The organism is Flavobacterium aquatile LMG 4008 = ATCC 11947, assembly GCF_000757385.1.
GTDB lineage: Bacteria > Bacteroidota > Bacteroidia > Flavobacteriales > Flavobacteriaceae > Flavobacterium > Flavobacterium aquatile.
Map to the genome: position 1 here is coordinate 123,407 of NZ_JRHH01000001.1, position 25,377 is coordinate 148,783.

Annotated in this window: 15 protein-coding genes; 11 read left to right on the forward strand and 4 right to left on the reverse strand. The window is 31.8% G+C overall.

Annotated elements, in window-relative coordinates; all coding sequences use genetic code 11:
• The first annotated feature begins 1 nt into the window (after position 1).
• Genes LG45_RS00610 through LG45_RS00630 form a run of 5 tightly spaced genes read left to right on the forward strand, consistent with a single transcriptional unit; the run spans position 2 to position 6,926 of the window.
• On the forward strand, positions 2-1,120 hold the full coding sequence (locus LG45_RS00610; protein WP_035124224.1) for a hypothetical protein: 1,119 nt from the start codon (positions 2-4) through the stop codon (positions 1,118-1,120).
• Positions 1,121-2,353 carry an SIR2 family protein gene (locus LG45_RS00615; protein WP_052087426.1) on the forward strand — a complete coding sequence of 411 codons (1,233 nt, stop codon included), beginning with the start codon at positions 1,121-1,123 and terminating at the stop codon, positions 2,351-2,353.
• Positions 2,354-4,081, forward strand: coding sequence for an ATP-binding protein (locus LG45_RS00620; protein ID WP_035123410.1), 1,728 nt, complete (start codon positions 2,354-2,356; stop codon positions 4,079-4,081). It begins immediately after the preceding gene.
• Positions 4,082-4,083: 2 nt separating this feature from the next.
• Positions 4,084-5,238: a HEPN-associated N-terminal domain-containing protein gene (locus tag LG45_RS00625; RefSeq protein ID WP_035123412.1), complete on the forward strand. Its 1,155-nt coding sequence runs from the start codon at positions 4,084-4,086 to the stop codon at positions 5,236-5,238.
• Positions 5,238-6,926, forward strand: coding sequence for a hypothetical protein (locus tag LG45_RS00630; protein ID WP_035123414.1), 1,689 nt, complete (start codon positions 5,238-5,240; stop codon positions 6,924-6,926). The genes LG45_RS00625 and LG45_RS00630 overlap by 1 nt, the downstream gene beginning before the upstream one ends.
• A 20-nt stretch (positions 6,927-6,946) precedes the next feature.
• On the opposite strand, the gene LG45_RS00635 is transcribed toward LG45_RS00630, so the two are convergent.
• The 3 genes from LG45_RS00635 to dinB are packed head-to-tail and all read right to left on the reverse strand — an operon-like array spanning position 6,947 to position 12,598.
• Positions 6,947-8,347, reverse strand: coding sequence for an exonuclease domain-containing protein (locus LG45_RS00635; protein WP_035123416.1), 1,401 nt, complete (start codon positions 8,345-8,347; stop codon positions 6,947-6,949).
• A 39-nt stretch (positions 8,348-8,386) separates the two neighbouring features.
• Positions 8,387-11,446 carry a DNA polymerase III subunit alpha gene (locus tag LG45_RS00640; RefSeq protein WP_035123418.1) on the reverse strand — a complete coding sequence of 1,020 codons (3,060 nt, stop codon included), beginning with the start codon at positions 11,444-11,446 and terminating at the stop codon, positions 8,387-8,389.
• Entirely contained in the window at positions 11,447-12,598 is a 1,152-nt protein-coding gene (gene dinB / locus LG45_RS00645; protein ID WP_035123420.1) for a DNA polymerase IV, read from the reverse strand.
• Positions 12,599-12,695: 97 nt separating this feature from the next.
• Between dinB and LG45_RS00650 the strand changes: the two genes are divergently transcribed.
• Entirely contained in the window at positions 12,696-13,463 is a 768-nt protein-coding gene (locus LG45_RS00650; RefSeq protein ID WP_035123422.1) for an XRE family transcriptional regulator, read from the forward strand.
• On the opposite strand, the gene LG45_RS00655 is transcribed toward LG45_RS00650, so the two are convergent.
• Positions 13,460-14,098 carry an SOS response-associated peptidase gene (locus LG45_RS00655; protein WP_035123424.1) on the reverse strand — a complete coding sequence of 213 codons (639 nt, stop codon included), beginning with the start codon at positions 14,096-14,098 and terminating at the stop codon, positions 13,460-13,462. The two genes, LG45_RS00650 and LG45_RS00655, sit on opposite strands and share 4 nt — an antisense overlap.
• 333 nt (positions 14,099-14,431) lie before the next feature.
• On the opposite strand from LG45_RS00655, the gene LG45_RS00660 reads away from it, so the two are divergent.
• From LG45_RS00660 to LG45_RS00680, 5 genes are all read left to right on the forward strand, one after another.
• Positions 14,432-14,980, forward strand: coding sequence for a hypothetical protein (locus tag LG45_RS00660; protein WP_035123426.1), 549 nt, complete (start codon positions 14,432-14,434; stop codon positions 14,978-14,980).
• Between the two features lie 346 nt (positions 14,981-15,326).
• Positions 15,327-17,243 (forward strand): T9SS type A sorting domain-containing protein, encoded by a 1,917-nt coding sequence (locus LG45_RS00665; protein WP_052087427.1) that lies wholly within the window; start codon positions 15,327-15,329, stop codon positions 17,241-17,243.
• Between the two features lie 6 nt (positions 17,244-17,249).
• Positions 17,250-20,267 carry an RHS repeat domain-containing protein gene (locus LG45_RS00670; RefSeq protein WP_035123428.1) on the forward strand — a complete coding sequence of 1,006 codons (3,018 nt, stop codon included), beginning with the start codon at positions 17,250-17,252 and terminating at the stop codon, positions 20,265-20,267.
• 3 nt (positions 20,268-20,270) lie between these two features.
• Positions 20,271-24,488, forward strand: coding sequence for a DUF6443 domain-containing protein (locus tag LG45_RS00675; protein ID WP_052087428.1), 4,218 nt, complete (start codon positions 20,271-20,273; stop codon positions 24,486-24,488).
• Positions 24,463-25,257, forward strand: a complete 795-nt coding sequence (locus tag LG45_RS00680) for a toxin-antitoxin system YwqK family antitoxin (RefSeq protein WP_035123429.1) — start codon at positions 24,463-24,465, stop codon at positions 25,255-25,257. The genes LG45_RS00675 and LG45_RS00680 overlap by 26 nt, the downstream gene beginning before the upstream one ends.
• The last annotated feature ends 120 nt before the right edge of the window (positions 25,258-25,377 follow it).

Here is a 25,377-nt window from a genome sequence, read left to right on the forward strand (position 1 = left end):
TATGAAGCATAAAACGGTTTTTATATTAGGTGCAGGATTTTCTATTGATGCAGGAGCTCCTCTTCAAAGTAATATTGTTGAGGAAATTTTTAAATTAAATAGTTCAAAATCCTATTTATTCGATCAAAATAAAATTGAGCAGTTTAAATTATTTTTAAATGAAACAATGTATATCCAAGAAGATTTACACTCTAGTATTCCTTTAGAAGATATTTTTACTCCATTAGACAGATGTATTGCTGATAATATAAGTTTCAGAAATTTAGATGTAGTAAAAGTTAAAGAAATTAGAGAAATTGTATACTACTTAATTGGATTGACTTTGAAAGAGTTACTTACCCATAATGTAGAAAAAGAGTATATAAATAAATTTGCAAAGCATTTATTTGATAATTGTATTGATAGAAAAGATTTAGGTTATAAAAATCCAGATACAGATAAAGTTGCAGTAATAAGTACAAATTGGGATATTTTACTGGATAATTCTTTAAATCAATTAATTAACAATTATATCCAACAAACACAAAAAAAAGCTGTAGTTGATTATTGTTGTCATATAAGTTCACATGATGAGCATAATCATAACATTAAACCAGGATTAGAAATATTAGGGCAAGGTGGTTTTAATATAAAATTATTAAAATTGCACGGCTCATATAACTGGCTACAATGCCCGAGATGTTTAAGAGTATATATCAACTTTAATGAAAAACTTGTTGTTAGTCAATTCAAACAAAAGGTAAAGTGTAGACATTGTCACTCAAATTTTGGTACTCATGACTCACATATTCTTATTTCAAATTTAATAATGCCGACATTTTTAAAAGACTTTTCAAACCCACAATATAAATTAATTTGGCAAAATGCAGGTGTAGAATTGTCTGAGGCAACCAAAATTGTTTTTATAGGTTACTCACTACCCCAAGCGGATTTTGAAATGCGTCAACTTCTTTCTAGAATGATTAGAGAAGACGCTGAAATTGAAGTTGTAACAAGAGGTCCAAGTAATAAAAAATCTACGAAGGAATTAAAAGAAAGGTATGAAGTATTTTTTGGTAAAAGAAAACCAAAATTCTTTTACAGTGGAGTTAAGCATTACATTAACAATAAATTAAAGTAAATGACTACAATATTAAAAAACATTAAAAAAACAATTGAAGTTGAAGGTGATTATTCAACCAAAAAAATAACTTCTTGTAAAATTAATGGAGAAACAATTAAAGATGGTGATCCTAAATTAGAAATTACTGGAAACAAATTGTCTTTAATTGAATATGTTGAAAAAGAAAAAAGAGATTTTTATGTTAATCTTCTTCAAAATCAATATAGTGAGATAGAAAATATTGTTATTCTATCTGGTGCAGGCTCATCAGTTGAAATTGGAAAAACAAATAAAGGTTTAATTATGTCTGGTTTATGGGATGACTTTGAAAAAGAAGATTCAGCATCTTTATCAAAATTAATAACAAAAACAGGGCATAATAAAGCAGAAAAAGATTTAGAAGCTTTATTGTCAAAATCTGGAATTTATAATATTGTGAATAACGATTCCTTAAAAGGCGAAATTGAAAAAGTTAAAGCGTTTATTGTTAAAAAATGTTCTATTGATTTACCTGATAATTCACCACATGGAAAATTTTTAAACAAAGTGACTTTAAGACCTCAAAAATATCCTCGAGTAAAACTTTTTACGCTAAATTATGATACATTATTTGAACAAGCTGCAAGCGAAGAAAAATTTACTGTAATTGATGGCTTTACATTTTCCAATCCTAGAGAATTTAATGGAAAGTATTTTGATTATGACATTATAGAAACCAGACACAACAGACAAGATAAAAAAGATAGCACTATCTCAAAACTTTTTTATTTATTTAAAATGCATGGATCATTGGATTGGATAAAAATAGATAATCAAATAATCCAAAGCGACAAAGTCCCAACTAAAACAGAAGATAGGGTTATGATTTTTCCACAAGATAGCAAATATGAGCATTCTTATGAGCAACCTTATTTTGAAATGATGGCACGTTTTCAACAATCTTTAAGAACTGAAAATACATTATTAATATCTATAGGTTTTAGTTTTGTTGATAAACATATATCATCTGTAATATTAGAGTCTTTGAAACAAAATCCTTCGTTAAATGTTTTAGCATTTAGTTATCCTTCAGTTATACCAAATGGTAATGAATATCAAAATGAGTTAAATACAATTGCTGAAAATTATAGCCACATTACTCTTGTAGCTGAAAAATTTGAAGATTTTGCAAAAGAATATCCTACAAACAAGGCTCATAAAAGAAATGATATCATTGAAGAAATTGCTAAAGCTTTAAAATCTAAAAAATAAATGAATCCATATTCAGAAAGTAGATTTATCGGTTTTGTTTCAATGGTTTCTCCATTACAAACAAGAGTTCATTTTCCTTCATCTGTATTATTAAAGAAATTTTTTAATGCAGACAAAGGCTATCATGCAATTACAGGTAAATACGTTATTATAGAAGGAACTGGTGTAGGATTTTTGGGAAAAATAACAGAAATTTCTCTGCCTGAAAAAGAAAGGTTAGAGTTAACAGAAGCTAAATTTGAAAAAGAAATTTTTCATCCAACTGGAAAAGTAGAAATACTTCTTTGTTTTGATAACTATAAACTAAAAGCAAAAAAAGGGTTAGATCAATTACCTCCTGTTAGTGCAAAAGTATATTTATGCTCTAATGAATTTTTAGGGTCATTACTTACTGAATTTGGTGTGAAAGATGGAGTTAAGCCAATAACTATTCCTTTAGCAAGTTTGCCTGATAATGAAAATCATAAAATTGATGTTTCATCACAAGCTTTATTTGGTAGACATTGTGCCGTAGTAGGAACTACTGGTGGTGGGAAAAGTTGGACAGTTGCTAAATTAATTGAACAAGTAGTTGCACAAAATGGGAAAGCAATATTAATTGATGCAACTGGCGAATATGAAACATTAAAATCTACTAAAGTTAGATATCATAAGTTTAATGAAATTTCAAATGATGGAATTTATTTTAATTATAAAAAACTAAGAGAAACAGATTTATTTGCTCTTTTCAGACCTTCTCAACAATCACAATTACCAAAGTTACAAGAGGCAATGAAAAGTTTAAGGTTAGTTGAAATTGTTAATTCTAAAACTTTGCCATTAGGCCCAACAGATGATTTAATTAAAAACGAAACTTTCAATATTAGTTCAGAACATGGGTATACAACGGTAAAAAAAAGGTCTACTACAGAAAACCTTAAATATATTGCAGCATGTAAAAATAATACAGATGTTTATTCTAATCATTGTAGTTTTGAAATGCCAGCATTATCTGCTCAGGTATTAAGCGAATGTGTTCTTGATGGTGGAGGAATTGATAATCCTGCAAGAAATAATTGCCAATCATTAATTTCAAGAATATTATTAACAACCAATGATAAATCCTTTTTAAATGTTTTTGATTTTAAGAATGAACTCCATTTGTCTTGTGATAATGAATTTGAAAAGGTATTTGACAAATTCATTGTAAGTAAAGATGAAAATGTTTTAATTCTATCTGTTTCAAATGTTTCAACAGAAAACAAATTAAGAGAAATTTTAGTTAATTCTATTGGTCGATTTTTATTAGAGAAAGCACTAGGTGAACAATTTAAAGCAGTAACCAAGAAAAGTCTTTTGCTATTTTTAGATGAAGCGCATTTGTTTTTAAACAAGAAAATTAAAGATGAATATTCTATTGAAGTTGAACTAGATGCTTTTGATAGAATTGCAAAAGAGTGTAGAAAGTTTGGGTTGTTTCTTGTTATTTCTACACAAATGCCTAGAGACATTCCAAGAGGTGTTTTAAGCCAAATGGGAACATTTGTTGTACATCGATTAATTAATCAGCAAGATAGAGAAGCAATTGAGTTTGCTTGTTCCGATGCTAACAAAAGTGCTTTATCATTTTTACCAATATTAAGTTCAGGAGAAGCAATGCTTACAGGTGTAGATTTTCCAATGCCAATGATTTTAAAAATAACAGAGCCTAATGTTAAACCAGATTCTAATACTCCAAGTGTTTTTTAATTATGGGACAGGCAAAACAAATGATGTTAGAGGATAATGATTATGATTTTGGTTATATAAAAGACACTTTTGTGTGTTCAGATCATATTGATGATTATGCAATAAGAGAGTTTATAAAAAAAAGTGATACAAAAGAGAAGTGTTATTATTGTAATAAGAAAAGAAAAGTAGTTTCTTTTAGAGATTTAATGGAAGAAATATTATTTGGTGTTAGATTTCAATATGAAGATGCAGCTAATTGGATGTCATATGATTCAAGAGAGGGTGGTTACTTGGGAAATACATACACTAATAATGAATTAATAGAACAGCTATTAGAAATAGATGATAATAATTTACAAGACGATATTTCAAATGGAATAGCGGATATTGTTTGGTCAACTAGATATGATTATTGGTCAACTGAAGGTGAACTATTAGAAGATAATTGGAGCCTATTTAAAAATGTTGTTAAGCATAAAAATAGATATTTATTCACAAAGTCAAATAAATACAAAACAGAAGAAGATAATCGTCATCCTTTTGATATTTTTCAAGATATCAGTGGTGCTGTAAAACCATTAAATTTATTGAATACCTTAACAATAAATGAAGAATTATATAGAGTTAGACAACATGAACTAGTTACTGATGTTAAATCATTTATTGATTTGGCATCCACACCAAAAGACAAAGCTATATATTCAAATAGAATGAGTCCCGCAGGTATTTCAATGTTTTATGGTTCATTCGACGAAGATACAGCAATAAAAGAAACAATTGATAGAAATAATAAGACTGCTAAATATATTTCAACTGGGATTTTTAAAACGAAAAAGGTAATTAATGTAATTGATTTTTCAAAACTTGAACATGTAAGTATTTTTGATAGAGATAAACAACAGTACTATTATATTTCTCAGTTTTTAAATTTATTTATAAATGATTTAGCAAAAAAAATTGAGAAAGATGGTAAAGAGCATATTGAATATGTCCCTACACAGATTGTAACTGAATATTTTAGGTATCCATTTTCAGAAGAATTGGATAATAAAATTGATGGAATCATTTATCCTTCTTCAAAAAATGTTGGCAAAAAAGCTTTTGTTTTATTTTTTGATTCAGATGAATGCTTTGAAAATCTTGATTTAATTAAAATTGAAACCAAAACAATATAATGCAAAAGAATTCAACAATAGAACAAAACGAATATGCCAAAGATAAATTTGGCAAACATGTTTATATTCTTGATGTTGCAAGTGGTCAAAAAGGCTATTGGTGTATTGGTTGTGGTCATGAAATGCAAGCCGTTCATGGAACTGTTGAACATAGAAAAAAATATTTCAGACACGTTGCTAAAGATGTCAATATTGAAAGAAAATGTACATTCAGTAATGAAGAATACAGGCATAAATTAGCCATTGAAATACTCCAATTTACTAAAAGAATAAAAGTACCTAGTCTTTATTCATATGCTCAAGATGGAAAAACTAAAGTATTAATTGAAGAATCCAAGTTTTTAGAGGCAGATCATGTTAGAGCGGAACTAACTTTCTATGAAGATGATGATGGCAAAGTTAGATGGGGTAAAAATCCAGATATTGAAGAACGGAATTTATTAATAAGACCAGACTTAACTTTTTTCAATGCAAAAGACGAACCAATTTTATTATTAGAGATAGTTGTTTCACATAAAATTAATGATGAAAAGAAAGTTAAACTAAAACGGTTAGGGATTGATACCATTCAAATTAAAATTCCAAAAGATTCAGAAGAGAATATTAAAAAAAGTTTAGATACATCAAATTACACCCAATGGGTTTACAACAATGAGCAAGAACGCACTAACTTCATACAGCTTTCCAAACGAGATAGAGCGCAGGTATTATCATCTGATGAACACGAAGCAAAGCTTTTCGGAGAATCTTTTGAATGCAGAAAAAGCGAAATTGGAAATCTTATACGAGCAATTGAAAAGTGTTTGGTCGGTCAACGATACAGAGACAATGTTTTCCAACTTGAACAAGAATTATCAAGAGTTAAGAGAAATACAACAGTCCATAGAGAACGACACGAAGAATTACGAAATGCAATACGAGAAAGAGTTAGAGCAAGACATAAAGATACGCTCGAAACGATTGAAAGAGAGCAAGAAGAATATGAAGCAATTCTTGGAGCAGAAAACAACAAATTACAACAACAGTTTGATGCAGCTAAAAGAATCCAAAATGAAAATTTTGGAAAATTGGAAGAAAGATACCGTAAAAAAAGTAGAGAGCTTGAATCAAATGAAAGAAATCTTAGAGCAGAAACAATTGGCATGGAGTCAACAATTGAATCTAATGAAAGCGTCGGAAAAAAGTTTGGAACAATTGAACAAACTACAGGAAACTTACAAAGAGAAATTGAAGGAATTGAAAGAAGAAGAACTTCAATCAGAAATAATTCTGAATCAAGTAGGAGAAGAATTGAGTCAGAATTTAAACAACTTAAAAGAGACGAACAATCAAAATATACAGCAAATTACCGAAGTATTAGAACAAGAATTGATTCCTTACCAGAAGAATTTAGAAAAAAAAATAAATCAATTGAAGAATATTTTCGAAAAGAAGAAAGAAGAGTTAGAAACAACTTTGAACTCAAAGAAAAATCTTTGGAGGGAGAATACAAAAACTTTGGAGATCGAATTATTCGATACATGGAAGGAGAAAATACTTTTAGAAGCGAACTGCCCGATAGAATTAAAAATTTACTTGAGGCAAAACGAATTCTCAGCAATTGGGAAGAAGAGTATAGCACTTATAAAAGATATAGACTCGCTATCGAGTGCATTCGAAAAGGAGATTATAAAAAGTGGAATAAATAAGAATTGGTTTTGGGAAAATTTTAAAAATTAACTTTAATCGATTGTTTTTTCAATGATTGAGAAATTGATAAAACTTTATAAGTATATTTATCTGCAAAAGCTGTTATCAACTGCATAATGTATTGGTTACTTGAATAACGCAACACATGTTCTTTTAATTCAGTGATTTCATTGATAATGATGTCGGAACTCAAATAGCCCATTCCATAAAAATGACCGTTTTCAACATAAACAACACTTTTTTCCTCTTGGGTTCTTCCTTTATCAATTATGGCAAAACTTTCTCTTTTGGAAACTAGATGGTTTAGCGCATTTTCTATTAGTTCATTATGAGAATCGACATCGGGTAGAATTTCTAATTCATTTTTAATGGCTTGAGGTAGTTCTGGAATTCCGAAGTTGCAAAATCGGTAGTCAATAGTAAATTGCTCTTTTAGTTGCATTAAGGCATTGATGGCGGTGTGCAAATTATTGAACGATTCAATACAAGATTGCCCTTTACTGAGCTTGCCAACAGCTAGATAGCGGTAACCACTTCTAGATTCATACTCATAGAGTCCATAATTGAACTCAAATCGCTTTAATGCTCTGTTATAAATGGGCCATAACTTTTTAATTTCAGTACATTCGAGGAGTAATGCGATTAATTCTGTGGCGCAAACCTCAAAAGAAATGCCGTAGACATCTCGCAAAAAATTTTGTCGCTGTGCAGTTGTTTTATGTCCACTGAAATGAGAAGCAACTCGCTTTTTAATGTTAACTGCCTTCCCAACGTAAATTACTTTTTTGAACTGGTCATAAAAATAATACACACCTATTTTTTCGGGTAAAGCATCAAAATCGTTGGGTGGTAAATGTGGTGGCAAACGCTGGTCGGTTGCCGTTTTTTTAATCATCGTTTCGATAACCTTGGCATCGTCCCATTCCAACAATCTACTGAATAAAATGGCTGTTGTATTGGCATCGCCACCAGCACGGTGTGCATTTTCTAACGGAATGTCTAAAGAATTACATAATCTACCCAAACTGTAAGACGGCAATCCAGGTTTGATTTTTCTGGCAGCACGAACGGTACATAACTTTCTTGCGGTCCATTTGAATCCAGCCAATTCAAGTTCGTTTCTGATAAAAGAGTAATCAAAATTCACGTTGTGAGCTACAAACACTCTGTCTTTTAGCAACTCCAAAACTTTATCGCAAATTAAATCGAAGATAGGAGCAGTGCCAACCATTTCGTTAGTGATTCCGGTAAGGGCAAAAATAGCAGGTGGAATTTCTTTTTGCGGATTAACCAAGGTTTCCCAACGTTCTACTATCTTTTTTCCGTCGTGAATGATGATGGCAATTTCTGTAATGCGACTGCCACTGGCATTTCCTCCGGTGGTTTCGATATCTACTATTGCGTATTCTTGTTTTTTCATTGCTTGTTTAACGTTACTCTCTTAATTATAGTATGATTTTTAGCTCGATCCCATCCTTTGTCTAGGCAAATTAATCTCATGTTCTTGCGGATAAGGTTGACGTTGTGTACTACTCACATCTTCTTTTAAATTTTGCTGTGTTTTAAATTCTCTATCTTTAGAATTGGAATACCTTGGATCGGCAATAAAAGGCATTTTGGCCATTTTGGTAATGGTTATTGTGGGAAAATGAAAATCAACTTCCACCTGACCCAATAACATATAACATCCGCCACCTTGAAACGGATATTTTTTTAGACAATCGGCAAAATGCGCTGTATCGAAAAAAGCACCTTCCGCATCAATCCAAGTACCAAAATACATTGTACCCATTTTGGTAGGCACTTGCTTTCTTGAAATCAAATAAGCCAGCATCCGAATGGTATTTTTGTGGTACTTCAATAAATCTTTAGCCAAAACATCACCTCTGAATTTGGTTTGAAGCAAATCAAAAGGAGAACATGACACTGGAAATCCGAGTAATTCAATTTCATCAAAAGCATCTTCATAATCGGAACGTTGCAAAATAGGTAAGGTGTATTCTTTGATCGGTTGTTGCAGTAACGTCCAACTTCTATCTTCTGGTTTGAAATTGACCATGATTAGTCGAGCCTTTACCAATAATTGATTTTTGGATTGTCCAGTAAATCGAAAAGCACCAATAAAAATAAGGGTTTGAATGCTTTCAATACCAATGGGAACCCGATTTATAAAATCTTCCAAAGACAAATAATTGCCATTGGTTTCACGTTCTTTTACAATAAATTGAGCAATTCTAGATTCTAATCCTTCCAAATGCATGAATCCCAAATAGATTTCGATACCGTACAAAGTAGTTTCATAATTACTATTGTTCACACATGGATTATTAATGATGCCACCAGACATTTTAGCTTCATGGATATAGACTTCGGTGCGATAAAATCCGCCTTGATTATTGATTACAGCTACCATAAATTCGACTGGATAATACACCTTCAAATACAAACTCTGATAACTCTCCACAGCATACGAAGCAGAGTGTGCTTTACAAAAAGAATAGCCTGCAAAAGATTCGATTTGTCTGTAAATTTCGGTGCTCAATTTCTCTGGATGACCTTGAGTTTTACAACATTCGAAAAAATGATCTTTTACTTTTTGCAATGCCGCTTTCGAACGACCTTTTCCACTCATGGCACGGCGTAAAATATCACCATCGGCAGCTGGCAAACCACCATAATGCAAGGCTATTTTTATCACATCTTCTTGATACACCATAATGCCATAGGTTTCGCCCAATTGCTCTTTAAAAACATCATGAAAATACTCAAACTTGTCGGGATTATTATGTCTGAAAATATATTCCTTCATCATGCCCGATTGCGCTACACCAGGACGAATAATGGATGAAGCAGCAACCAAAGTAATGTAATCATTGCATTTTAATCGTCTTAACAATCCGCGCATAGCAGGACTTTCGATGTAAAAGCAACCAATTGTTTTTCCGATGCTCAAATAACTATTGGCTAAGGCTTCATTTTTGGAAATGGAAGTATCTCGAATGTTGACTTTTATACCTCGATTTTTTTCAATGAGTTTCACGGTATCATCGATGTGTCCGATGCCACGCTGACTTAAAATATCAAATTTTTCAAATCCGATATCTTCTGCAACATGCATGTCAAATAGTACGATTGGAAATCCTTTAGGAGGCATTTCTAATACTGAAAAATTGGTAATGGGTTCTTCAGAAATTATGATGCCGCAAGAATGCATACTTCTTTGGTTTGGGTATTTTTCGAGTAGCATTCCGTATTCTTGCACCAGTTTTACAATTTTATTCCCATCGTGCAAACTCATCGGATTTTTTGCTAAAACATCCAATTCTTCTTTTGGTAATCCGAATACTTTTCCAACCTCGCGAAAAATCGATCGGTATTTAAATTCAACGTTTGTTCCGCAAAAAGCAACATGTTCCGCGCCATATCGGTTAAAAATATATTCTAGAATAGTATCGCGTTCTTTCCAAGACCAATCAATGTCGAAATCGGGTGGACTTTTTCGGTTGACATTTAAAAATCGTTCGAAATACAAATCCAATTCGATCGGACAAATATCAGTTATACCAAGGCAATAACTCACGATGCTATTGGCACCACTTCCACGACCGATGTGCAGAAATCCACAACTGTTGCTGTATCGGATGATATCCCAAGTCATCAAAAAATAGCCACTAAATTTTAATTCGTTAATGACTTTTAATTCCTTCTCAACACGTTGTTGTGCTTGACTATTGTAATCGCCATAACGCCATTTCAAACCTTGCTTCGCCAAATTGGTCAACAGCGCGATATCACTTTCTTGATTGTTGGTGTAGAATTTTTTATTTCTTGGAGTTTCAAATTCAAATTCGACATTGCATGTGTCAACAACCTTTAAAGTATTTTCAATTATTTCAGGATAATCACTAAAATTTTTTAGTAGTTCTTTTTCAGAAATCATTATTTCTGATGTACTGCAATAATCACTTTCGGTTAATTTAGAGAGAATGATGTTGTTGTCAATAGCACGTAGAATTTTATGCAAATTAAATTCCTTTTTAGTTCTAAAAGTCACTGGTTGTAGAATAACCATTTTAGAAATTTTAGCTAGTAATTGAGCATCATACAATTTAATTAATTGTTCCGAAGTTATGCCGATATATTCATTATCAGATAATGCTTCTGGAATGTTATCTATCGGATAAATGCAAATTACATTTTCAAAATGGGGTGCTTTTAGTGGAAGAAGCGTTTGCTCAAAATTGTGTTGGGTTCTAAAGCGATTCATTTCACCAACACCTTTAAAATGAGTAGCTATACCAATGTATTTAAGTTGGTTGTTATCCCTAAAATCAATGCCTACTAAAGGTTTAATGTTTACATTTTTGCACTCCTTTATAAACTCATAAATTCCTGTAACAGTATTAATATCAGTCAATGCCATAGCCGTAATATTCAATTCCACGGCTTGTGCAATTAAATCCTCTAACGGAATGGTACCGTAACGAAGGCTATGATAAGAATGGCAATTAAGGTACATTTATAAATTGTTTTTTAGGATGGTATCAGCTCTTCCAACAGCATCAAATCCAAAGCGTTTTTTCATTTTGTCTAAGGCTTCATACAACGAAAGCATTTCAACAGTATCTTCAAATAAATCAATTTGATACGTACCGCGAACAAGTCCTTTAAAGGATATCCCTATCATTCTCAGGCGCATTCTTCTATCGTATAATTTATCAAATAATTCCGTAACCGATTTTATCAAAACATGATCGGCTGAGGTGTAAGAAACTCCAACTTGTCTGGTTTGGGTATCGAAATTGGCATATTTAATTTTGACCACAACAGTTGAGGTTAGCCATTGCTCCGACCGCAATTGAAAAGCCAATTTTTCTACCATTCCAACAAGAATCGATTTCATAACCGGAATGTCAATGGTGTCTTGAATAAAGGTTCGTTCTGTTGAAAGTGATTTTCTTTCTTTGTAAGGTTCTACAGGATTGTTATCGATTCCGTTAGCTTTTTTCCATAATTCCACTCCGTTTTTGCCAATCATTTGTTGGAGAATTTCGGGTGGCATTTCCGATAAGGTTTGGATGTTTCTAATTCCAATTCGAGTAAGCAATTGAAAAGTGACTTCACCTACCATAGGTATTTTTTGAATCGACAAAGGATTTAAAAAGGAACGAACATTATTTTCGGTTATTTCTAAATTACCTCTTGGTTTTCCTTCGCCTGTTGCAATTTTGCAAACGGTTTTGTTTACTGAAAGTGCAAAACTAATAGGCAAACCAACCTCTTTCATAACTTTCTGAGCCAGTTCTTCAGTCCATTTATAGCAACCATAGAACTTATCCATACCAGTAATATCAAGATAATGTTCGTCGATGCTAGCTTTCTCTACAATAGGCGCTTTTTCTTCAATAACTTGGGTAACATTGGCTGATAATTTCGAATACAAATCCATATCGCCACGAATGATTTTGGCTTGGGGACATAATTTCATCGCCATTCGAATGGGCATAGCAGAACGAACTCCAAATTTCCTCGCTTCATACGAACACGAAGCTACAACACCACGGTCGCCACCGCCAATAATTAGTGGAATTCCGTTTAAAGAACTGTTGGTGAGTCGTTCACAAGACACAAAGAAAGTATCCATATCCATGTGCACAATTGCCCTTGCCATTTGATTTTTGTATTTAAATTAGAAATTATTTTACAAAATTAGGACGAATACGCACAATAATTTTTATATTTGTTGTGATAAATACGCACATTAACTTATGTCATTATATTCAGAAAACATCAAATACCTTCGCATCAAGAAAGATGTTTCGCAGCAAGTGGTTGCGGATTCTGTTGGTATTCCGCGTCCTAGATATGCTAAATATGAAGATGGAAAGAACTTTCCACCACCAGAAACACTGATGGCTTTATCAAGATATTTTGCAATGAGTATTGATTTGTTGCTTTCGGTAGACGTAAGAAAAATACCTGTAGGCGATTTATTGAAGTTGGAAAACAACAGAGTATTACTTCCCATTACTGTGGATTCATATGGTAATAATTTAATTGAAGTAGTAACACAAAAAGCCAAAGCAGGTTACTTGAGTGGTTATGCTGACCCTGAATATATAGAATCATTACAACAAATTTCACTTCCTTTTCTTGGACCAGGAAAGCACAGAGGTTTTCCAGTAGAAGGCGATTCAATGCCACCTCACGAAGATGGTTCTATAATTGTGGGTCGTTATATTGAAAAATTGGGCGATGTGCTTGATGGTAAGACGTATATAGTAATCACTAAAGATAATGGCATCATTTATAAACGTTTGAATAAGAACGGTAAAAATTCGTTGATGTTAAATTCCGATAATACTTTTTACGAACCTTATGAAGTAAAAGCATCCGATATTCTAGAGATTTGGGAGTATGAATGCAACATAGGTCGTACCGACCGCAAGTCTGATTTTTCAACAGACAACCTAACATCTTTAATGATGGAAATGCGTCAAGAGTTACGAGAGGTTAAAGCTAAAATCAATACCTAAACTTTTTGAAATCCAATAATACTCGGTTGATAATTGGGAAATGCAAAATCTAACGGTGGATTTTTGGAATCCAGCCACGCTTTTTCATCGGTGTTTTTTATTACAATAGGCATTCTTTGGTCATCATCAGCTTCTTTTCGATTGTGAATGTACTTCATCATTTGATTGGCTTCTGTAGTTACAATACTGTAGGTATTCCAAATCTGACCTGCTTTATCCTGCCAACTGTTATATATTCCTGCAAGAAAAAACACCTCGTCAATTTGAGAATTTATCTGATACTTTGTTTTTGATTTCCCAGATGGATCGTTCCAATGCCAATCATAATAAGCAGTGACTAAAACCAAACAACGGTTATTTATAGAAGGTGCAAAAGACGGTTTATCTTCAAGAGTTTCAACCCTTGCATTTAGTGTACTTTTCCTAAAATCTTTATCTCTATTTGTTGGAAGCAAACCCCAAGTGTAATTGGTGGTTATGATATCGGGTTTAGTATCTAATATGATTGGTAAATTCGGATGGCTAAAACCATTTATAAAATCCGATGTGAAAATATTTTCATGATCATCTACATTTCTACCTAAATAATCGGTTAATTCACCAGCAGTTTTTCCTTGTTGAGTATAGTAACACATGCTTTTTCTAGTAAAAATAATGAAAAACTGGAAAAAAACATTAAAGCGAACTTCAAGATTTTTAAATTCTTTTTCAGATTTGTAAACAATATGAAATAGATTTCTATATTTGTCTTAGAAAATATTTAGCGTTAGCTATTATCATGGTATTCGGAATCTGGACAATTTCAACTACGCCAAAAGATAATCAGACTATGCTCATGCTATGGCGTGGGTGTAACTTATCTTGGCGTAGGGTTTGTCCAGAACCTCGAATTCAGATATGGTTGCAAACCCACGCTTGTCATTTATAAACTTCACTTAGGGTTTGAGTGAAAAAAACTCAAACCTTTTATGAAAAAATTTATTTTTAAATCAGTTTTATTACTGATAGTTTCAACTTCATTACTTAGTTGCTCATCTGATGATTCAGAACCTACAGAGCCACTTGTATGTCCAACTGGATACAATGGAATAGATTGTACAACACAAATTACACCCACAAGAATTGTAATTAGTAAAATTAGGGTAAAGTTGTTTCCGAATACTAATGGAGGAAATAACTGGGACATTGGTTCTGCACCCGATATCTTTGTTAGACTTGGAATAGGTGATGGAAGTGCATCAACTGTTGTTTTATTTACCAGTGATTACATAGCCGATGCTGTAAGTGATGGAACAAATTTTTTTGATTTTACTCCAAACACACCAATTGAATTATTATTTCCAACACAACAGCATGCTATAATATTGGGCGATTATGATTCTACATCTTCAAATGAATTTATGGGAGGATTAGTATTTAATCCATACAATTCTACAGGTGGCTTTCCAACAACTATAACAGTAAATAACTCATCAATACCATTGAGATTTGAATTAACTGTATCTTATGTTTTTTAATTTTATGAGCATCTTTTTCAAAAATAAAGTCACTCTGAAAGTGGCTTTATTTTTGAATAATATTCAATTAAAAGCCATTAATCATTTTAAATAAATAAAAAACACGTATTTCTACGTGTTTTTTATTTAATCGAAGTATTTATTTTTGAAAAAAAAATAAAAAGTTCACAAAATGTACACTTTTTGCTTACCTAAATTTAAGATTCATACTTTATATTTGAAAAAATAAATAGGATTGATTGATTTTAAACTTGTAGTATTAATTCTACAAAAATTTATTAGTTTGGAAATCAATTTTTTATATTTTTATGAAAATAATTACAACCCAATTTTACACGTTTATTAAATGAAAAAAACTAATCTTAGACCACTGGTGTTAGCTGTCATTTTGTCAACTATTACTAGTTACTCCCAAGACATTCTCTGGGAAAAATCATTTGGAGGCAAACACGCCGATTACTTAATGGATGCCAAAGCAACCGCGGATTACGGATTTATTCTAGCTGGAAGTTCACTCTCAAAAAAATCGGGAAACAAAACCGAGGGCAACAATGGAGATCTAGACTATTGGATTTGGAAAATGGACGAAAAAGGCGATTTAGACTGGCAGAAAAATTTTGGTGGCACAGGAAGTGACTTTTTGCAAAGTATTGATTTAACTAATGATGGTGGTTTCATAATTGCCGGTGCATCAAATTCCAAAAAATCCTTTGATAAAAAAGAGGATTGTATTGGTCAGAATGATTTTTGGATTATTAAACTTAATGCAAAAGGTTCAGAGGAATGGCAAAAAACTATTGGCGGTTATGGTCAAGAAAAACTGCATAGTATTGAGCAAACTAGAGATGGTGGTTACATTTTAGGCGGAACGTCAAGTTCAGACAAATCAGGTGATAAAACTGAAGAATCGTTTGGTAATGAAGATTGTTGGATTGTAAAATTGGATGCCAAAGGTAAAATTGAATGGCAAAAATCGTACGGTGGTAAGTATGTAGATGAACTACGTAGTATTGAACAAACTATTGATGGTGGCTATATTGTTGGTGCCTACTCTAACTCACCCTTTTCAGGAAATAAAGAAGATGAAAATAAAGGAATTGGTGATTATTGGGTTTTAAAATTAGATAAAGATGGCACTGTTGAATGGCAAAAAACTATCGGTGGCAATAAAGATGACCATTTGTATGTAGCACATCAAACCTATGACAAAGGATATATTATCGGAGGAAATTCCAACTCCTCAAGCAGTAATGAAAAAAGTAAAAGTAACCGAGAAGGAACTGATATTTGGGTTTTGAAATTAGATGAAAAAGGAGAAATAGTTTGGCAAGAAACCTATGATTTTGGCAAAGTAGATGTAATTACATCATTATTAGAAAACGACGACCATTCTTTTTTAATTGGTAGTTATGCCAAAGGAAACATTGCTTTTAGAACCGACAAATCCAAAAAAATTCATGAAGGAATTGACGACTATATTGCTCTAAAAATTAATGAAAAAGGAGAAGAATTGTGGAGCAGAATTATAGGAAGTAATGGCGAAGATGTTCTAAAGAAAGTTATCGAAACTAGAGACGGAAGTTATTTGATGGCAGGCACATCCAATCCGTATCCTGTTACTTTGAATGTTAATAATGGTAGTGGCTTGGACAATTTAAGTCAATATACTGAACAAAATAAGAATGTTCAAAAAGCTACAAATGAAGTAAATAATGAAATTAGCAAAGTTTCTAACGATGTAAATAAAGAGATAAGCGATACTACAAACAATCTTATTCAAAAAGGAAAAGACGCTATTGGGATGAATGAAGATTCAAGATTCAAACTTGGAGCTGCTGACAACAACAACGGAATTAATTTACCCTCATTAGGAGATGACAATAATAGTTCTGGTAGTGGAGGAAACTCAAAACCATTTAAGAAACAACCTGCTTCGAGAGACAAAAAAGACAATCTAGGAAGCAATGACTTTTGGGTTGTTAAGCTTAAAGATGAGAATAAATTGAAAGAAAAGAAAGAAGCCATAGAAGCATTTCCAAATCCTACTGCACAATACACCAATGTAATAGTTGGTTATGAATTTGAAAAAGGAACAGCTACAGTAGTAGATTTAGCTGGTAGAGTTTTGCAAACTTTTGAAGTCAATAGTAGAACGATACCCATTGATTTAGGAGATTATCCAGCGGGTATTTACATTGTAAACATCAAAACCAAAAAGCAAAGTGATGGTGTGAAAATTATAAAAAGAATTAGTAAAAATTAAAACAAAATGAAGTACAATAAAAATAATATAGCATACCTAATTATTACTTATATGTTTTTCCTAAGTAATTTAGTAAATGCACAATTCGCAAAAAGGCCTGATGATCTTAAATCTCCAGACGCTGCTTCCTTAGGTAGATATGGTGAACAACCTGTTTCCTATGCTTATGGAACAGTAGCGGTAAATGTTCCAATATATACAATGACTAGTAATGGACCATCTTATAATATAGGTTTAAATTATGATACTTCTGGACTTGTAATTAATTCTCCTTCTGGAACAGTTGGTTCTAATTGGTCTTTATCTTCGAAAGGCGTTATCACTAGGGCAATTAAAGGAACTGCTGATGAGATAAAGAACGATGAAAACCCAGCTGCTGGGCATTTTTACACTTACAGTGTTTTAAATAGAACGGATATTGAAACAAATTCTGGATTACAGAGTTTTAATAATTCAATTGACGGCTTACTTCAAACAGGCACTACAGATTACGAACCAGATATTTTTACATTTAATTTTATGGGGATGTCTGGTAGATTTTTTCTTGGGCAAGACGGAACATGGAAGGTGCAATCAGACTCTAATTTATCAGTAACTATCAATGAGAGCGATTTTAGATATCCAATCAATGGTTATAGTCAAGGTAGTTTGTATTTTAAAAGTATTGGCAAAATTACTATTAAAGATGATCAAGGGAATATGTATGTTTTTGGAGCAACAGACAATTCTGTAGAATATACAACAGCTAATTTTTATAATCAACTTTCGCCTAGAACGACTCATGCTTCAGCTTGGTATCTTGATAGTGTTATTGATAGGCTTGGCAACAATTTATACAGCTTCAATTACTTTAGAGCAGAGCCAATTTCACAAATTTTCACATATACAAACGATATGCAACATCTAGATAAGGTCAGTGGAAATCTTATCTCTCCGGTTTATCTTAGTTCGGCAATATCAACAAACGAATCTTTAAGCTTTTCATATTCAAATAGTAATGCTTTAAACTATAGTAATGAAACTGTTCTTCAAAGTAAATTCGCTGAATTACAAAGCACTGGTAATTTAGGTGTTTTTGAACTATTATACACCAACTTTTATCAAAATAATCCATATACTTTTAGTAATTGGAATCAGTTGTGTAACTTGATGAAATGGAAAAAATTAAACTCAATAACAGTTTACAAAAATAATGGTGTTTTAGACAAGATTATTAGTTTTGAATTTGAAGACAAACCGTCCGAACGTCTGTTTTTAAAAAAAGTAAAGTTCGAAGGGAAATCATTAGGAATTACTGATGGTGAATACGAATATAAATTTACCTATAATGCAGGAAACGACTCAGACTATAATTTCACAGGAGATTTACCAAATTTATTGTTTAGAGGTGTTGATCATTGGGGTTATTATAACAGATTAATTGAAGGAGGTTCAGTAACTTACCCAGCGGATTATTTAGCATATCGAGAAACAAATTCCAATCCATATTTTGGTAAAATTGGAGTTTTAAGAAAGATAATATATCCTACTGGAGGCATTTCTTGTTTTGAGTTTGAAAAGAATACTTATTCAAAATATATGGCTATGGGTGATTTTGATCAAATATATCCAGCAGAAGCAGGAACATCATTTTATACAGGAGGATTGCGAATAAAAAGTATTTTAAATCAAGCTGACCAAAATACTTCAAATGTTGAGATTACTAATTATAAATATACTAATGACTATTTTAGTTCAATTAGTAGCGGAATTTTGGAAATGCGCCCATTTTATTTTGGAAGTTTAGTAGGAGATGTTTGGACTGGCACAGGTAACTATACTTTTTCAAGTATAGATAACTTTCGTCTAATTAATTATTCTGGTCCCCACATAATATATAGTAAAGTTTTCGAAACAAAAACTACTAGTGAAGGAACTTTTTACACCGAATATAATTTTACAGACAACACAAATTTTCCAGACACTCCGTTTTTGAGTACAGTTTATCCAAATTTCATGTATAATATATATGCCCAAAGAAATAGCAGGATTTTTATGCGTGGAAAAATGTTGTCTAAATTTGAATACAATAAAGATCATTTGCTAACAAGGAGTACACTATATATTTACAGAAATGACAACGCTACTCTTGAATCCCAATATGTAAAGGGATTTCAGCTTATGCAACCTCCACACAATTTGTACAAAATTTATTATGGCGATTATGATGTGGTAAAAGAAATTGTTAGAGAATTTAATTTAAATGGTACTAATTCGTTAATGACAGAAGTAAATTATAACATTTCAGACTTTCCATATAAAAATACTTCAATACCCGTTTATACAGGCTTTCGAAGAAACTATGGATCATCCAGAGTAAATTCTGAAGGTCAGATAATAACTAATAACATTGCTTATGAGTTTGATTGTCCATTAGGTACGAATTGTTATCAGAACCCTTTTGGTTTAATTAAATCGTCTACAAATTTTAAAAACTCATCCCAGATATCTAAAGAAACGTTAAGCTACAATACAATAAACAGTATTCCAACTGCATATGTAGTTAATGAAGTAAATAAGTATAGAGATACTGATATTTCTATATCTAAAATGTCCATTACGAAGTTAAATTCGAAAGGATTGCCAACTGAAGTAAAATCGAATGATGGAATTTTCACTTCATATATATATGGTTATAGTGATATTAAAATTGTTGCTAAAGTTGAAGGTATAACCAATTTAGAATTGGGAAGTAACATTAGTAATATTATGAATTTAGCAACTGGATATTATGGTAGTTTAGGAGAAACTGGAAATGTCCAAAAAGAACTTGATTTAAGAAACGCTTTAAACACATTACGTAATAGTTTTCCCAATGCTATGATAACTACATATACTTATGATTCCCATCTCAGACTGAAAACACTTACACTTCCAAATAGTTATGTTGAGTTTTATTTTTATGACGGACTTGATAGGTTAGTTAAAGTTACAGATAAAGATGGAAATATTTTAAAAGCACATGAATATCATTTTAAAAACTAGTATATGAAAAATATTATAGCCCTTTTTTCAGTTTTTATTTTTTATGGAGTTAATGCACAAGATTGTCATAACTATACACAGCAATGGATTGGAAATGATTTATTAGTGACTCCTGACGGATATGGTAGTGGTTCTACACAAAATATAGCCACTTTAACAATAAACAACGCTACACTAAGTGTTAACTTTAATAACACTATTCCATGGGTAATTAATCCTTCAACTTCAAGTACTAGTATGAAAATGGGAAGTGTTTTACCTGTAAATATCCCTTGTCAAATTCCATTTTTATATCTTGGATATCTTAAAAACTCATATGGACAAGTATCAACAATTAGTGCTTCAATACAAAATAACTGGATATATTTTAACTGTGACAGTGGTTCAACATGCACTTCTTTGTATGGTATGAATGTTTCATTTAGTGTTAGTATACCTCAAACCAGTTGGTATTTAGATAACGATAATGACACTTTTGGTCTTGCAGGTTCAACGCCAATAGTTGATTGGGTAAAACCTATGGGAAATTATGTTTCAAATAATTTAGATTGTAATGATAATGATGCTACGTTAAATCCTCAAACTAAATGGTATCAAGATGCTGATACTGATAATTTTGGAGACGAAAACAATGTCGTTTTAAATTGTAATCAGCCTGTTGGGTATATTAGAAACAGACCTTTTGATGAATGCCCAACGGTTGCTTTCAATTCAAATTTTGGATGTCCATTAGGCACTAATCCTACATTACATACTAGTACAGAAAACTATGTTTATACTGTTATACCCTCAGTAGGAGTTACAACAATTGATAACTCTACTGTAAAGAAACACATAAATCAATATTTTGATGGTCTAGGAAGACCTTTACAAACAGTCTTAATTAGAGCAGGTAGTTCTGGTAAAGATATTGTAACATCATATAGTTATGATGAACTTGGAAAACAGATTATAGATTTTCTTTCATTTCCAGCAGAACAAGCCACAGGAAAATATGCTACAACTGCTCTTAGTGATGTTTTAACTTTTTACAATTCACCTGCATATGAGGGCACAAACAATCCATATAGTAAAAAATTAATAGAAAATTCACCTCTTAACCGTGTATTAAAACAGGCTTCACCTGGCAATGATTGGGCATTAGATTCTGGTCATGAAATAAAGTTTGATTACCAATTTAATAGTAGTAATGAAGTTGTACTGTGCAAAGCCAATGCAACAACACCATCACTAGGATTATATAATATAGCTTTGACTCAAGATGGATTTTATTTGCCAAACCAACTTTACAAAACAATCACCAAAGATGAAAATTGGACTAGTGGCACCAATAATACAACAGAAGAGTTTAAGGACAAAGAAGGTAAAATAATATTAAAAAGAACATACAATAGCGGAGTTAAACATGATACATACTATATTTATGATCAGTATGGCAATTTGACTTTTGTTTTGCCTCCGTTGGTTAATACAACTACTACAATTACATCGGCTATATTAGATGGCTTATGCTACCAATACAAATACGATAACAGAAATAGACTTGTTGAAAAGAAACTACCTGGCAAGCAATGGGAATTTATAGTATATGACAAACTAGATCGAGTTGTAGCAACTGGACCTGCATTATCACCATTTACAGATGCCTCTGGCAATGGATGGTTGATTACAAAATACGATGTATTCAACAGAGTAGTTTATACTGGATGGTCACCATTAGCCACCATAAATAGTGACGCTAGAAAAAATTTACAAGTACAGTACAATGGAGCAACAGCTAATTTTAGTGAAACTAAAACAGCAACAACAGCAAATACCACAATAATCGGTGTTGCTTTAAGATATTCTAATCTTGCTATACCAACCTCGGGTTATCACGTACTAACGGTTAATTATTATGATGACTACAATTTTCCACATGCACCAACATCAATACCTACTTCGGTGGAAGGAGAACCTGTTTATTATAACACAACTATAAAACCCAAAGGACTTTTAACTGGTTCTTATGTAAGAGTTCCAGAAACGAGTTCTTTATACAATGCAGAAACTAGTTATACTTTGTATGATTCAAAAGCGAGACCAATACGCAACTTTTCATTAAACCATTTAGGCGGTTTTATACAAGTAGATACAAAATTAGATTTTATTGGAAAAGTACAATATACAATTACAACACACAGTAGGTCAACTTTAACTTCAGTTGTTACTGTAAAAGATGCTTTTACCTACACAACTCAAGACAGATTGCTTACCCATACTCACCAAATTAATGGAGGTACAATACAGCTTTTAGCTAACAATGAATATGACGAATTAGGTCAATTAATTTCAAAACGTATTGGAGGAACCGATGTAACCGGAACAACTTATTTACAAAAAGTAGATTATACATACAATATTAGAGGTTGGCTTAAAGGAATAAATGATACTGGTAATTTAAGTGTTCCAGGAGATCCACAAGATTTATTTGCATTTAAAATAAATTACAATACTGTAGAAAATGAAACAGATTATACAGGAACACAACTGTATAATGGTAATATATCTGAAACTTATTGGCGTACGGCAGGAGATAATAAACTAAGAAAATACGGTTATAAATACGATAATCTAAACAGGTTAAGTGATGCTATTTATCAAAAGCCTGAAGAAGCTGTTGTTGTAACCAACAGTTTTAATGAAAGTTTAGATTATGATAAAAACGGAAACATAACTAAACTACTAAGAAAAGGAGAGTATGACGATTATATTTATAATATTCAAATTGATAATTTAGAATATGTTTACCATGCAGACAAACCCAATCGGTTAATGAAAGTTGAAGATTTAGAGGGTGTTTCTAGCGGTTTTAATGATGGAAATATAATTGGCAATGACTATGATTATGATGATAATGGAAATATGATTCTTGATAATAATAAAAATATATCAAGTATAAGTTACAATCATTTAAATTTGCCAAAAACTATTTCGTTTGGAACTTTAGGATCAATTGAATATCTTTATAACGCAAATGGGCAAAAACTTAAAAAGGTAGTTACGGAAGGAAGTACAATAACGACAACAGATTATCTTTCAGGTTTTCAATATAAAAATGAAATATTACAGTTCTTTACAACTACCGAAGGTTATGTTAAAGCAACACCTGGAAAATATGGGTTGAGTTTGTTTAACTATGTTTATAATTATACAGACCATCTAGGAAATGTTAGATTAGGTTATAGTTGGGATAGTACAACTAGTACTGCAAAAATTTTAGAAGAAAACCATTATTATCCATTTGGATTAAGACATAGGGATTATAATGCTCTTGAATTAATGTGGAGTCGTGAAGGTGACGATGTAGAGGCAAGGATTAAACCAACAACACCATTTTTAACTTCTAGTTTTAAGTATAAGTACAACGGTAAAGAACTGCAGGATGAGTTGGGGCTTAATTTGTATGATTATGGAGCGAGGAATTATGACCCAGCAATTGGTAGATGGAAGAATATTGACCCGTTGGCTGAAAAAATGAGAAGATGTAGTCCTTATAATTATGCTTTCGATAACCCTGTGTATTTTATTGACCCTGATGGAATGAAACCGACGGATTGGTATATGAACTTATTTACAGGTAATATAACCTGGAAAGATGGTCAAGGTTCTCGATTAGGATATAAAAATTTAGGTCATACATATGGAAGTACGGACGTAAATGGTAATAGATTTTTAATGAATGGTGACACAAAGCAAATAAGTTATAACGGAAAAGTGCTTTATGATTACAATAAAAATAAAGGTGGTAGTTATGGTGGTTTTGCTTTTGCCGACGGTGGAAATAACCAAAATCCAAAGGAATTAAGAAAAGGAGGCAGAGACGCTCAATGGATAGACTTTAGAGGGATGTTAGCGCTAATAGATTTATTACTTGGAAGAGAACCAGGCAAAGTCACAAATACAAAAGGACTTATGGATAAAGGAACAAATGGAGGAGCCCCGACCATGTTAGATAAAGTAAATGATGGTGTTGATGCTGTAGGTGCAGGAACAGGTGCGGCTAATGAAATATATAACGCTACAAAAGAAGGAAATAAAAAAGAAGCCAAACCAACATCACAAAAACCTGACGATGTAATTTACTTATATTACATAAGTCGTGATAAAAAAACAGGGGACACAATTTATTTAAATAAAACTTATTACAATTCAGATGGCACACCTAAAAAAGTTGAATAACAAGCAAATAATTATTTTTATAGCTGCTATTGTAGGTATTATTTTATGTATAAAATTCTTCTATATAAAAAATGAAGTATATATTTTAAAACAATACAACCAAGCAGGGCAATTAATTGGGACAAATGAATATATTATTAGAAATGGTGATACTATTATGCAAGGGAAGTTTGTAAACTACAATGACAAAGGTGTGAAAATATCAGAGGGTCAATTTGTTGATAATGATGTATATGGTAATTGTAAATACTTTTATGGAAATGGTAAAATAGAAGAAATTCACTTTAGAAAAAACAAGGATATTACTTTAGAAAGTAAATGGAATTACCCTAATGGTCAACTTGAACGTTATGTGATGAATACACACTTTGGAGAACCAATTTTCATTATAAAATATGATAAAAGAAATATTGTTCATAGTTACAAAGGAAATCCTCAATTGGAAATTTATCAGCATAAGATTAATATCGAAAACCACGAAGTAAAACAAAATAATGTTTCTTTAAAAATAGGCGATACATTAAAATACAGTTATATTGTTGCTAATATTCCAAATGCGGAACGAAGTTTTACCATAGAAAATGTTGGTGTTCAAAATGCCAAAACAAAACGAATTTTAAAAAGTATTCCACCAACTCAAATTGATGTAAAAGAGGTTTTAATTAAAAAAGGTGTAAATACAATTCGCAGTATTGTTAAATATGAATTTAAAGACAAAGTTACACCAGTTTTTATTGACACACTTTCTTTCGATGTCAATGTTAATTAAGTATGGTAATGGTGGTAATGTATCAAAGTTAGTGATGAACAATTTTACATCATTTAACTATTTGAAAAACAATAAATAAAGTAAATTTAAAAGTAAAAGGCAAGCTGTATAGTTTGCCTT